The 11,578-nt window shown below is 56.6% G+C and carries 13 protein-coding genes and 1 tRNA gene; 3 read left to right on the top strand and 11 right to left on the bottom strand.

Going from position 1 to position 11,578, the window contains the following annotated elements; translation table 11 throughout:
• Nucleotides 1–5 precede the first annotated feature (5 nt).
• On the top strand, nt 6–452 hold the full coding sequence (locus tag KCG46_RS08505) for a GFA family protein (protein WP_218404819.1): 447 nt from the start codon (nt 6–8) through the stop codon (nt 450–452).
• Between the two features lie 9 nt (nt 453–461).
• On the opposite strand, the gene KCG46_RS08510 is transcribed toward KCG46_RS08505, so the two are convergent.
• The 11 genes from KCG46_RS08510 to KCG46_RS08555 form a co-directional block, all read right to left on the bottom strand.
• Nucleotides 462–1,814, bottom strand: coding sequence for an NAD(P)/FAD-dependent oxidoreductase (locus KCG46_RS08510; protein ID WP_218405385.1), 1,353 nt, complete (start codon nt 1,812–1,814; stop codon nt 462–464).
• 141 nt (nt 1,815–1,955) lie between these two features.
• Nucleotides 1,956–3,305 carry an acetyl-CoA carboxylase biotin carboxylase subunit gene (gene accC, locus KCG46_RS08515; RefSeq protein ID WP_218404820.1) on the bottom strand — a complete coding sequence of 450 codons (1,350 nt, stop codon included), beginning with the start codon at nt 3,303–3,305 and terminating at the stop codon, nt 1,956–1,958.
• A 6-nt stretch (nt 3,306–3,311) separates the two neighbouring features.
• The gene (gene accB, locus KCG46_RS08520) at nt 3,312–3,767 is read right to left on the bottom strand and encodes an acetyl-CoA carboxylase biotin carboxyl carrier protein (protein ID WP_218405386.1); all 456 of its coding nucleotides are present in this window, start codon (nt 3,765–3,767) and stop codon (nt 3,312–3,314) included.
• A gap of 147 nt (nt 3,768–3,914) precedes the next feature.
• Nucleotides 3,915–4,364, bottom strand: coding sequence for a type II 3-dehydroquinate dehydratase (locus KCG46_RS08525; protein WP_255551839.1), 450 nt, complete (start codon nt 4,362–4,364; stop codon nt 3,915–3,917).
• Between the two features lie 14 nt (nt 4,365–4,378).
• Complete coding sequence (locus tag KCG46_RS08530; protein WP_218404821.1) at nt 4,379–4,696, bottom strand: Rap1a/Tai family immunity protein; 318 nt, start codon at nt 4,694–4,696, stop codon at nt 4,379–4,381.
• Nucleotides 4,697–4,877: 181 nt separating this feature from the next.
• The gene (locus tag KCG46_RS12660) at nt 4,878–5,003 is read right to left on the bottom strand and encodes a hypothetical protein (RefSeq protein WP_255551962.1); all 126 of its coding nucleotides are present in this window, start codon (nt 5,001–5,003) and stop codon (nt 4,878–4,880) included.
• Between the two features lie 77 nt (nt 5,004–5,080).
• Nucleotides 5,081–5,476: a BLUF domain-containing protein gene (locus KCG46_RS08535; protein ID WP_218404822.1), complete on the bottom strand. Its 396-nt coding sequence runs from the start codon at nt 5,474–5,476 to the stop codon at nt 5,081–5,083.
• A 101-nt stretch (nt 5,477–5,577) separates the two neighbouring features.
• Nucleotides 5,578–5,991 carry a holin family protein gene (locus KCG46_RS08540; protein WP_218404823.1) on the bottom strand — a complete coding sequence of 138 codons (414 nt, stop codon included), beginning with the start codon at nt 5,989–5,991 and terminating at the stop codon, nt 5,578–5,580.
• A gap of 77 nt (nt 5,992–6,068) precedes the next feature.
• Nucleotides 6,069–6,959, bottom strand: a complete 891-nt coding sequence (locus KCG46_RS08545; RefSeq protein ID WP_255551840.1) for an HpcH/HpaI aldolase/citrate lyase family protein — start codon at nt 6,957–6,959, stop codon at nt 6,069–6,071.
• A gap of 54 nt (nt 6,960–7,013) precedes the next feature.
• Nucleotides 7,014–9,131, bottom strand: a complete 2,118-nt coding sequence (locus KCG46_RS08550) for a TonB-dependent receptor plug domain-containing protein (RefSeq protein ID WP_218404824.1) — start codon at nt 9,129–9,131, stop codon at nt 7,014–7,016.
• A 113-nt stretch (nt 9,132–9,244) separates the two neighbouring features.
• Nucleotides 9,245–9,321 (bottom strand) — tRNA-Pro (locus KCG46_RS08555).
• A gap of 281 nt (nt 9,322–9,602) precedes the next feature.
• Between KCG46_RS08555 and yajC the strand changes: the two genes are divergently transcribed.
• Nucleotides 9,603–9,938: a preprotein translocase subunit YajC gene (yajC, locus tag KCG46_RS08560; RefSeq protein WP_218404825.1), complete on the top strand. Its 336-nt coding sequence runs from the start codon at nt 9,603–9,605 to the stop codon at nt 9,936–9,938.
• Between the two features lie 37 nt (nt 9,939–9,975).
• A complete protein-coding gene (gene secD / locus KCG46_RS08565) occupies nt 9,976–11,574 on the top strand; it encodes a protein translocase subunit SecD (protein WP_218404826.1) in 1,599 nt (532 codons plus the stop codon).
• The last annotated feature ends 4 nt before the right edge of the window (nt 11,575–11,578 follow it).

The following is an 11,578-nucleotide window of genomic DNA, read 5'->3' on the forward strand; positions in this document are numbered from 1 at the left end:
GCGCGATGAGCGACGCGGAACGCATTGCTGACCCGGTAAAAGGGCACTGCCTTTGCGGCGCAGTGACGATCACTCTCACTGCCGCTCATAAAGAGATCGATATCTGCCATTGCGAGATGTGTGCCCGGTGGGGCGGATCGATGTATGCGGGTATCGAAAGCGATGGCTTTGCTGTTGAAGGCGAAGAGGCTGTTTCGGTCTATCAGTCCAGCGATTGGGCAGAGCGGGCGTTTTGCTCCAAGTGTGGCAGCAACCTCTGGTACCACCTAAGACCGACCGGAGGCAGGACATTCCTCGCAGGATTGTTCGACCTTCCTGATGGTATGCCAATCAAACATCAGATATTTATCGATGAGAAACCCGACTGGTACGATCTGGCGCAGGAAAGCCCGATGAAGACCGGCGCAGAGATCATCGCGGAAGCCGAAGCGGCGGGCATGTCCTTCGATTGATCCAGCCAATCAGTGCAGCTTTAGCCGCGGCCTTACAATTCTGTTCACGCGCCCGATTGCCATCAGGAAAAGCCCCTTCATCCAGCCGTGAATGCCCAGCAAATGGAGCCGATAGAGCGAGGTGTAGATAAACCGCGCCATGCGGCCTTCGACTGCCAAAGATCCTCCGACAAGGTTGCCCATTAGGCTGCCGACGGTTGAAAATCGGCTGAGCGAGATCAGCGACCCCTTATCTTCGTAGACGAACGTTTTTAGCGGCTTGCCTTTGATAGACCGCACGATGTTCTTGAACACAGTCCCTGCCATTTGATGCGCAGCCTGTGCGCGCGGCGGGATTGGCATGTCTTCGCCTTCGGGCGTGTAGGATGCGCAATCGCCAAGAGCGAAAATCCGGTCATCATCCAGCGTCTGCATCGTACCGTGGACGATGATCTGATTGCGTCGATTGGTCTCTAAACCGAGGCTGCCGAGGAATTCGGCACCTTTCACACCAGCTGCCCACACGATCAAATCTGCGTCCAGTTCCTCGCCAGCGCTGGTGAAGAGGGTGCGCGGGCGCGCTTTGATCACCTGGGTGTCGGTTTGAACAATAACACCGAGTTCATTGAGCTCATGGCGCGCCGCGCCAGCCAGTTTTTCGGGCAGTGCGGGGAGAATGCGTGGGCCAGCCTCTAGCAAGGTGACCTTCAATCGGCTTTCGTCGAACACTTCCAGGCCGTAATGCCGCAATGCGCCCGCAGCGTTGTAGAGTTCGGCTGCAAGTTCCACACCGGTTGCGCCAGCGCCAACGATCGCGATTTTGACCTGCTCGTTTGCATCAGGGTTCGCCATCATCGCGCGGCTTACACGCAGGCAATTGTTGAGCAGTTTGGTGCGAAAAATATCGGCCTGATCGCGGGAATCGAGATAGATGCAGTGCTCTTTTACACCGGGCACGCCGAAATCATTGGAGATCGATCCAACTGCCAGAACGAGATAGTCATAACGGATCGTGTGTCCCGCGATCACCTCGTTGCCCTTGTCATCATGGACTGGAGCCAAACTGATCGTACGTTCGCCGCGGTCGATCCCGCTCAGACTGCCCTGAAAAAAACGGTATCCCCATTTGTAACAGTGCCCGCGATAGCCGACCTCATCGAGGTTCGCGTCGAGCGATCCGGCGGCGACTTCGTGCAGCAGGGGTTTCCAGATGTGGCTTAAGTTCTGATCGACCAAAATGATGTCGTGCTGCTTGCGTCCAAACTTCGCGCCCAACTTTCGCACAAGCGCAAGCCCGCCAGCACCGCCGCCAACGACGACAATCTGGGTTTTGCGGCCCGAATGCTTGCCGCGCCGGACGTTTTCTGCCGGTGCTGAGCCCAGCGCGCGGACAGGTTCGGTCTCAAGAACATTTTCGTGCTTCACGCACGATAAACGCCCAACGTTGTATTTGGTGCCCGACTGTAACGGAACCGTAGCAACCGATAGGTGCCAAAAACCCGATTCAGCCTTTCAGCAAAAGGTCTAGCCCTCGCGTGTCTCCAGCCATTCTTCCAGCCATTTGATCGTGTAATCGCCGTGCAGGACGTCGTTCTGCTTCAGCAGTTCCTGGTGCAGCGGGATGTTGGTTTTCACCCCTTCGACGACCATCTCTTCGAGCGCACGGCGCAGGCGCATGATGCAGCCTTCGCGATTGCGGCCGTAAACGATCAATTTTGCGATCATACTGTCGTAGTATGGCGGGATCGAATAGCCCGCATAAAGCCCGCTATCGACGCGCACATGCATGCCGCCAGCCGGGTGGTAATAGGTCACCTTGCCGGGCGAAGGCGCGAAATTGAACGGGTCTTCGGCGTTGATACGGCATTCAATCGCATGGCCTTTAAACTCGATGTCTTCTTGCGCCACCGAAAGCGGTTTGCCCGCCGCAATACGGATTTGCTCGCGCACCAGATCGACGCCTGTGATCGCTTCGGTCACAGGGTGTTCAACCTGAAGCCGGGTGTTCATTTCGATGAAATAGAACTCGCCATTTTCCCATAGGAATTCGATCGTGCCCGCGCCGCGATAGGCCATATCGCGCATCGCTTTAGAACAGACCTCGCCCATGCGCATACGCTCGTCATCGGTGATGACGGGGGAGGGGGCCTCTTCCAGAACTTTCTGGTGGCGGCGTTGCAGTGAGCAATCGCGCTCACCCAAATGAATCGCGCCGCCATTCCCATCGCCGAAGACTTGGAATTCGATGTGGCGCGGATTGCCGAGATATTTCTCGATATAAACGGTCGCATCGCCAAACGCGGCTTTCGCCTCGCTGCCGGCTTGCTTCATCAGCGTTTCGAGCTGGTCTTCGCTTTCGCAGACCTTCATCCCGCGCCCGCCGCCGCCGCTGGCAGCTTTGATGATCACCGGATAACCGATTTCGGCAGCGATTTTCTTGCCTTCTTCAGGATCGGAGACGGCACCAGCCGAGCCGGGAACAAGCGGCAGACCAAGATCGCCTGCGGTCTTCTTTGCCTGAACCTTGTCACCCATTGTGACGATATGCTCAGGCTTAGGCCCGATCCATTTCAGATCATGGGCCTCGACAATCTCCGCAAACTTCGCATTTTCCGACAGAAATCCATAGCCCGGGTGGATCGCGTCCGCGCCGGAGACTTCCGCTGCAGAAATGATCGCCGCGTGATTGAGATAGCTTTCAGTCGCCGATGGTGGGCCGATGCAGACCGCGTGATCGGCAAGGCGCACATGCATAGCATCGGCATCAGCGGTTGAGTGCACCGCAACCGTCTCGATACCCATTTCATGGGCCGCACGGTGGATGCGCAGAGCGATTTCGCCGCGATTGGCGATCAAGATGCGGGTAATGCTCATGACGGCTTAACCGATGACGACGAGCGGCTGGTCAAATTCGACCGGCTGCGCGTTGTCGACCAGAATGGCTTTGATCGTGCCGGATTTATCGGCGGTGATCGGGTTCATGACCTTCATCGCCTCGATAATCAGCAGCGTGTCACCTTCGCTGACTTTGTCACCGACCTTCACGAAATTGGCCGCTTCTGGATCAGCCGCGAGATAGACGGTGCCCACCATCGGGGATTTCATCGCATCGGCATTGTCTGCCGCAGCGGGAGCCTCTTGCGCAGCAGCAGGAGCCGCCGCGGCAGGTGCCGGTGCAGCAGTCACAGGCGCAGGAGCCGCCGCCATCGCGGGCGCGGCAACAGCGCCGCGTGCAACGCGGATCTTGCGATCGTCATCTTCTACTTCGATTTCGGTGAGACCCGTCTCGTTCAAAAGTTCGGCGAGTTCGCGAACCAGAGCGGAATCAATATTCATGCCGGAATTTTTTCCGGCGGCCGGCTTACTGGTAGCCATGCATACCCCTTGTTTAGTTTTGGGCCTGAACCCTCACCATTCGCCTATTCACGCCAATTGCGGCTGGCAAGTGGCAATCGTCCGAAATCGACGAATTGATTTTACGGCTCAGACCTCGCCTGACGCTACGGCCTCCAGAGCGATGCGGTACGAATCCGCGCCGTGCCCTTCGACTGTTTTGGTCGCTGCCATGCCGATGAAAGACGTGTGACGGAAACTTTCGCGCGTCTTGGGATCGGATAAATGCACCTCGACAACGGGCGTAGTGATCGCCTTGATCGCATCAAGCAGCGCGATAGAGGTGTGGGTGTAGGCCGCCGCATTGAGCAACACGGCGCGCGCGCCTTTCGCCTGCGCCTCATGCAGCCAATCCACCAGCATCCCTTCGTGATTGGTCTGGCGCATGTCGATGGTCAGATCGAGCCCGGAGGCGCGATCCTCTAACATACCGGCAATATCATCGAGCGTCTGCGAGCCGTAAATATCAGGCTCGCGCAGGCCGAGAAGGTTCAAGTTCGGGCCGTTCAGGACGTAGACTGTGTTGGTAATTTTAGTCATTCACACGAACCATTTCATCGTCGCCTGCAAGGATACTCGTTTGAAAAAACTGTCCATAGCAAAGTACTTGCCTTGTTACCTTTCCATGCGCCGTCATGATTTCTCATGTTATTTTTCCAACGTGCTAAAAAAACTCTTCGCCCGTCTGCAGATGTCCACGAAGTAGGCAGGCAAAAATCGCGCGCATCTTCACGCAAGAACAACTCCTGCTCCACTCCATCAACATAGCCCGCGATGTAGATATCGCATGCCCGGCTATTTTGCTCGCACCATGATGCAAGTTGATCGCCACTGGTAGCGGCCATAGAAAGTGCGAGCAGTCCTGAAAGCATGATCTTTCCCCTTTGTTTTACCGGATTTGATAACGCACAATTTCAGTCATTTGCAACCAATTGATTTTGTGCTCTCCAGACGGAAATTCGGGGTCTGAAATAGTGTCGCATTCGGGCACTGAACTAAGGGATTCTGGATCGCCTCTGGACTTAAGGGGCATTCGCGTCGCGTTCGTAGTACCTATCGCCTGTCCGCGCCGTTCACCTTACCCCACTGATGCGCGGCTTTGTAGCCGAAGTGGCCGGTGCCAAACAGAGTGCCGAGCGCTCCGGGCAGGCCGTTCAGGACGCAGATCGTGCAGGTCATTGGGCGAGATTAGCGGGTGTAGTGAAAAACGTGAAGAGTTAGCAACGCGGCTCTATGTATCGCCGATGCGGTTTCTTTCAGCCACTCAGAAACTGGCTTAGTGCTTTTGTCGCGGTGCTTGGTGCGTTTTTTAGACCGGGAACAGCCTCCTCAAGTTGGGTTAAGTCGGCGATATCAGGCACCCGCTTCATCCTCCATTTGGGGAATGCACGATCTTTGATCGGGCTCCGGTCCAAGATTTCGACAGAATGATGGCGCGGATCGACTTTCAGTACAGCCATCAAGGCATCGACTGTGCTTGGATCACCTTCGAGAATCTGAAAAAATCGGTTTTTTGAAAAGCATAGGAATCCGGTCAGGTCACGGTCGGCATTCCTATTCGCGGAATCCGACACGATCTTGAATACTTCGCCTTGTGGGAGGTCGTCGGCCGCAACGCTTGTGTAAACGATCTGAATCATACTTTTAGCCATGTCTTGTTAGCACGCGCCAAGTCTTGCTACCGCGTAACGTGTTTCCGCGATAAATTAGTAACTCAACACGCTTACGAAACCGATAATCTGGTCCGCAGTGGTTACCGATCAACCCCCTTCACTTTACCCCACTGACGTGCGGCGGTGTAGCCGAGGTAGCCGGTGCCAAACAGCGCGTAGAGCGGTTCTGGCAACCCATTAAGGTATGAGTTCATCCCGCGCGCGATTTCTCCGGCGGCGGCGGGGTTGAAAGCGGCGAGGATGCCCATGGGCAGCGCCCACAGGATCATCGCATACATGACATAGAGAAAGCTGGGACGGGCGCGGCTGGTCCATGGGTCTGCGGAATGGGCTTCTGCGACGATGGCTTGCAGCCGCGCCTCGATCATCCGCATTTCCTGCGTGCCCTCCAGCTTGATTAGCTCAAGCTTGGCTTTAGCACGGGCTTCTTTGTCAGGGATGATCTTGTCGATGATCGAAGTGATCGGGCCGATAAGGGTTTCGAGAATGGCCATGCGTTGCGCTCCAATAGAGGATGAGTCGCAAACACGAATAACCAATATGGTTCATGTAGGAAAATTGAGAAACCGTTTCAGATTTCTCCCGCTTCCGTCAACAGTCTTTGCGCGAGCACAAGGTGGGGGCGGTCGAGCATGTTGCCATCCATCGATACGGTGCCAGCCCCCGGAGCATCGGCGAACGCCTGAATAACCGCGCGGGCTTGGTTCAGTTCTTCGGTGCTTGGCGTGAAGGCCTCGTTGATCGGGGCGACTTGCGCAGGGTGGATCGCCAGCATCCCGCGGAAACCCTGTGCGCGCACGCTTCGGGCGCGCTGGCCGAGCTTTTCGAGATCGCGGAATTCGGGCTGTACCGTCTCAATTGGCGCGACGCCGGCTTTCACTGCGCCCAGCAGGCACAGGCTGCGCGCCATTTCATAGACGTGGGTGTATTCGCCGTCCGGCCCGCGTTGTTCACGTGCGCCCAGTTCACTCGATAGATCTTCCGCGCCCCAGCTCATCGCCACAAGGCGCGGCGTCCCGTCATAGGTTCCGGTGGTGAACATGGCGGCGGCTGTCTCGGTCACCAGAGCCGCAACTTTGATCGCGCCGATCTCCATACCCGCCGTCGCTTCGCGGGCGGACAGCATGGTATCAAGGCGCTCGACATCATGGCCGCCTTCTGCCTTTGGCAGGAAAATGCCGCCCGGACCCGCCGACACAACGGCATCCAGATCAGCCTCAGTCCAGTCGCCGGATAGCGGATTGACCCGTACCCAAACGCGCGACCGGTCCGGCGCATCGGCAATCGCGGCAGCTACTTTTTCGCGGGCGGCTGCCTTGTTTTCTGGCGTCACAGAATCTTCGAGATCGAGCAGCGCGATATCGGCATCGCTTCCGATGGCTTTGCCCATCTTTTTGTCACTGTCGCCCGGGGCAAACAGCCACGAACGCATACGGGGAAGGAAGGCGGCGGTGTCGGTCATATCAGTCATCCTCTTAACTCACCGAGTAAGCGGACGGAGAGTGCTGCGCAACTGCTAGAAAGAGCCTTCGATATCGAAGGAGTAGATCACGCCAAAGACACGGCGGCGCTCTTCTCGGGAGTCGACGATCCCATTGAGACGGTCTGTGAAAATAGTCCGGCTGAAATTGTCATTCTGATTGATCAGATTCCCCACGCGGAAACGGGCGGTCATGCCCAGCACATCTTTGTGCTCGATAAATGCACGCGCGAAACCGGGCGCGTCCTCGCGCTGTGAAACTTCGCTGAGCCGCACATCGGCCCGATTTTCGCTGAAGCGGTATGCTCCGCCCACGGCCCAATCAGAGCCGAAGAAATCCTTGCGCATTTCCACGTCGATCGTGAAGTTTCGAAAGCCAGAAATGTCGCGCGGCGTGCCGAAAAGCGGATCAAGTATCTCGCTGTCGGCCAATCGGAATTCCGCATCCAATCTCAGCCCGTTTACGCCAACAGGATCGAACAGAAGCGTAACCTCACCTTCGACGCCTTTGATGGTCGCTGCATCGATGTTGCCCGGGGCCTCACCGCCACCATCAATCGGGATCTGGTCAACAAAATCGCTCAAATCTTCGTAGAAACCGCGCAGATTGATGGAGCCATACGCGCCAAGGCTTTGCGTCGCTTCCAATTCGAACAACCAGCTTTGCGGGGGGACGAGATCAGCATTGGTAACATTTACTCGGTCTTGATTGAGGTCGGTGGATGCGATGAAGTCAAAGAAATTGAGCTGGCCGACAACACGCTCGACCCGGCCTGAAAGGTTCAGCATCTCGTTTGCTTTCCAATCGAGCGCGGCGAAGCCTTTCGGGCGAAAGAATGAGCGCGTCTGGCCAAGTGGACCGCTTTGGCTGATCGTTGAATATTCACCGCCAACCGATAATTGCATTTGCAGACTATCTGCCAATGCGCGGCCATAAGTGACACTGCCCTCTGCGCGATCTTCCTCAACACGTGCGCTCGAACCGTCGAATTCCTCCGGTTGCAAAACACCGGCTGCGTCGCGCACTTCCAATGCAGATTCGATTTCGAGGGAGTTTTTCACCCCTTCAAGAGCAAACTGGATATCGCCGCCCAATCCGCCGAAACCGTATTCGCCGCGAAGTATTGTTTCCGCCTCGTCAGCGTCGCGGACAAATAACGATCCCTCTGGCGAAGAGCCGTCGGCGAAGGTTGTGATTACCTCTGAAGAGGTCGGGCTGTCTTCGAACCGGCGATAACCGATCACTTTCAGCGTGCCGCCGCCAAGCCCGAAGCTGTAGTCGGCACCGAATTCGTAGTTGAATTCGTCTTCTTTCGAAGTGAACAAGCGAAAGCGATCAGCCGGGCAAATGGTGCCGGTGCGAACCGAAGTCTCGCTGCGGTCAAACAGGTTTGCGGCGATGCTTCCGGTCAGATTCAGGATGTTGCCGTTGTTCGCTGTGCGAGCAAAGGAGCCGGATAGACTTGGCCGGTCGGAGACGAATTTCGATTGTTCGTCCCGCGTATCAATGAGGACGTCAGCCGCATCAAAGACCTGTTCAATGCCTTCATTTCCGCGCCGACCTGCATCGTTTTCGAAGCTTAGCGTCCATTCGGTTTTCTCACCGCCGCCAGCAAGAGAGATTTGACCATCACCCCATCTGAAAGGGACGCCGAAGCTGCGCCATTCGGCAGAATAGCGGAATTGTCCGTTGATGCCGCCGGTTGATTTGGTGACAACGTTAAGCACCTGACCGGAAAGCCCGCCAATATCGAGGCTGGCGCCATCAACAATTTCGAGGCGGACGACTTCTTCAACAGGGATACGCCGCAACGCTTCGACAGGGCCATTGGATTTGCCGGAGATGCGCTGACCGTTGATAATAACGTTGGTGCTTGCCTGGCCAAGCCCGCGTCCACCGTCATCCGATTGGATAGAGAAACCGGGTATTTGCTGCGCCATGTCGAGTGCGTTGCGCGGGGCGAACCGTTCAAAATCAGCGGGTGCGAACACACGCCGTGTGCGAGCAGATTCGGTCTCTGCTGACCCTTCCTGTGCGGCTGCTGCGCTATCTTCGCTGCCAACAGTATCGACGCGCACTTCATCTTCCGCTGAAAGCGGTGCAGCGATGCAGGCAGCCGCTGCCGTCGAAATCAGAATGGATCGATATTTCATGTGACGTGACAACGTCAGTCCCCCGCGCAAGTTCCGTGCTGCCAGTTGAACAAAAATTGCCTAGCAGCAATCGCCTTGCGGCGAGCGTATGTCTCAGTTCGATGAAACTCCACTGGTCGGGAAGACAGGATTCGAACCTGCGACCCCCACACCCCCAGTGTGATGCGCTACCAGGCTGCGCTACTTCCCGATCCGGTGGAGGCGCGCCGTATAGGGCGGGGGGCAGGGGCATGCAAGCATGATTGCGCCTTCAGCAATCTTGCGGTCGCCACATCGATTTTCCACCGACCCTTACATCATGTATCCGCCGGTTGATTGCGGGGCGCTTGCAATGCTGCTACGCGCGCCCACTTACATGGGATAAGGGAGGGCGAGCGGGCGCATTATTCGCGCAGCGTTCATTCTACCCCCGATACTGACACATCAATTGGACGCCGCACTCGCGTCCGCATTTGCAAGGTTCGACAGGGCATGATTGATATTTTAGCTGCAGCTGGCGGGGCAGCCACAGGATCAGGCGGCCCCATGGGCTTCATACTCAGCCTGCTGCCGTGGATCGGCATTTTTGGCATTTTCTGGTTTTTGATTTTCCGTCCTCAGATGAAAAAGCAGAAAGAGCATCAGGAGCGCATTGGCGGCCTGAAAAAAGGTGATCAGGTTGTGACCCAAGGTGGCCTTGTCGGAAAAGTCGTCAAAGTTGATGACACCTATGTCGAGATTGATCTTGCGAAAGATGTGCGCGTGAAAGCGGTAAAGCACACTATCGGCGATATCATCCCGCCCGGCGGCAAAGCCGCAAACGATTAATCGCGATCATTTAGAACAAGACTGAGAACACGCGGCAATGCTCGATTTCCCTCTTTGGAAGAAGATTATGCTGTGGGGTATCACCCTCGCAGCGGCACTGATGGCACTGCCTTCGTTGTTCAATGCAGGCGGCGCCGAATGGCCCGATGCCTTGCCGGAACCGACGGTCAATCTGGGTCTCGACCTTGCGGGTGGTTCGCACCTCCTGCTTGAAGGCGATATTTCTTCTGTCGCGGCGCAGCGGCTTGAGAATATGGAAGAGGCCGTCCGTCAGGCGATGCGGAACGCGGAGCCGCGTATCCGGATCGGTGATGTTTCGACAGCAAATGATCGGCTGTCGTTCATGCTGAACGAAGCGAGCGAAATTGACCGTGCTCGCGGCATTCTGGAACCGCTGATGCAGGGGCCGGATCTTGTCCGCGAATGGGATCTGGAAGTCGTTGATGGCCAGCGCATGGTTCTGATCCCGACCCAAAGCGGTATCGATAATGCTCTGAACAGCGCGATGGAAAGCGCCGTCGAAGTTGTTCGCATCCGTATCGACAAACTCGGCACGCGTGAGCCGACGATCCTGCGGCAGGGCGATACCCGCATCGTTGTTCAGGTGCCGGGTCTTGATGATCCGCAGGCTCTCAAAGAGTTGCTTGGCGAGACCGCGCAGCTTGAGTTTAAATTGGTCGACCAGAATGCTCTGCCAAGCAACGTTCAAGCCGGCATTGCGCCTCCAGGAAGCCAGATTTTCCCATATGCTGCTGGTACCGATTTCGAGGGTCAGTCGGTTGCGGTGCGCCGCCTCGGCGGTATTCGCGGGGATCGTCTGACTGGCGCAACCGCTGGCAATGATCCGCAGACCAACGAAAACGTCGTCAATATCCAGTTCGATGTTCAGGGGGGCACACGTTTCTGTACGCTAACACGCGAGAACGTGAATAAGCCGTTCGCCATCATCTTGGATGAAGAGGTGCTTTCTGCACCGAACATCAATGAGCCAATCTGTGGTGGTTCCGCGCAAATCTCCGGCAATTTCAATGCGGACTCGGCTGCGAAGCTGTCCATTCAGCTGGGATCAGGCGCGCTGCCATTGCCGCTGACCGTGGTTGAGGAGCGCACAGTAAGCGCCGAGCTTGGCGCGGACTCGATCCAGCGCGGCCTGCTTGCGATGCTGATTGGTAGTATCGCCGTCGTTGTTCTGATGATCGCCACCTATGGCCGGTTCGGCGTTTATGCGACGATCGCCTTGGTCTTCAACGTCCTGATGCTGCTCGGCATTATGGCCTTCGCTAACAGCACGCTCACATTGCCGGGCATTGCCGGTTTCGTACTGACAATCGGTGCCGCGGTTGATGCCAACGTGCTGATCAACGAACGAATACGCGAAGAGCGCAAACGAGGCAGGCGAGTGATCGCTGCTGTCGAGAACGGTTATAAAGAAGCCAGCCGCGCGATTTACGATGCGAACATCACGAACTTCATTTCGGCCTGTTTGCTTGGCTATTTCGGGTCTGGCCCGATCCGCGGATTTGCCGTTGTTCTGATCATCGGCCTGTTCACCAGCGTCTTCACCGCGCTTCCGCTGACCCGTATGTGGGTGAGTGGATGGCTGCGCAAGACACGCCCTAACGACATCAACGTTTGAGGAG

Source organism: Erythrobacter crassostreae, assembly GCF_019204045.1.
Taxonomy (GTDB): Bacteria; Pseudomonadota; Alphaproteobacteria; order Sphingomonadales; family Sphingomonadaceae; genus Erythrobacter; species Erythrobacter crassostreae.

Excerpts from the sequence above, each read along its gene's own strand:
- KCG46_RS12660 (WP_255551962.1), bottom strand. The coding sequence starts at position 5,003 with ATGACCTGCACGATCTGCGTCCTGAACGGCCTGCCCGGAGCGCTCGGC.
- KCG46_RS08550 (WP_218404824.1), bottom strand. The coding sequence starts at position 9,131 with ATGAAATATCGATCCATTCTGATTTCGACGGCAGCGGCTGCCTGCATC.
- accB (WP_218405386.1), bottom strand. The coding sequence starts at position 3,767 with ATGAATATTGATTCCGCTCTGGTTCGCGAACTCGCCGAACTTTTGAAC.
- KCG46_RS08505 (WP_218404819.1), top strand. The coding sequence starts at position 6 with ATGAGCGACGCGGAACGCATTGCTGACCCGGTAAAAGGGCACTGCCTT.
- KCG46_RS08530 (WP_218404821.1), bottom strand. The coding sequence starts at position 4,696 with ATGCTTTCAGGACTGCTCGCACTTTCTATGGCCGCTACCAGTGGCGAT.
- KCG46_RS08525 (WP_255551839.1), bottom strand. The coding sequence starts at position 4,364 with ATGACTAAAATTACCAACACAGTCTACGTCCTGAACGGCCCGAACTTG.
- yajC (WP_218404825.1), top strand. The coding sequence starts at position 9,603 with ATGATTGATATTTTAGCTGCAGCTGGCGGGGCAGCCACAGGATCAGGC.
- accC (WP_218404820.1), bottom strand. The coding sequence starts at position 3,305 with ATGAGCATTACCCGCATCTTGATCGCCAATCGCGGCGAAATCGCTCTG.
- KCG46_RS08540 (WP_218404823.1), bottom strand. The coding sequence starts at position 5,991 with ATGGCCATTCTCGAAACCCTTATCGGCCCGATCACTTCGATCATCGAC.
- KCG46_RS08535 (WP_218404822.1), bottom strand. The coding sequence starts at position 5,476 with ATGGCTAAAAGTATGATTCAGATCGTTTACACAAGCGTTGCGGCCGAC.
- KCG46_RS08545 (WP_255551840.1), bottom strand. The coding sequence starts at position 6,959 with ATGACCGACACCGCCGCCTTCCTTCCCCGTATGCGTTCGTGGCTGTTT.
- secD (WP_218404826.1), top strand. The coding sequence starts at position 9,976 with ATGCTCGATTTCCCTCTTTGGAAGAAGATTATGCTGTGGGGTATCACC.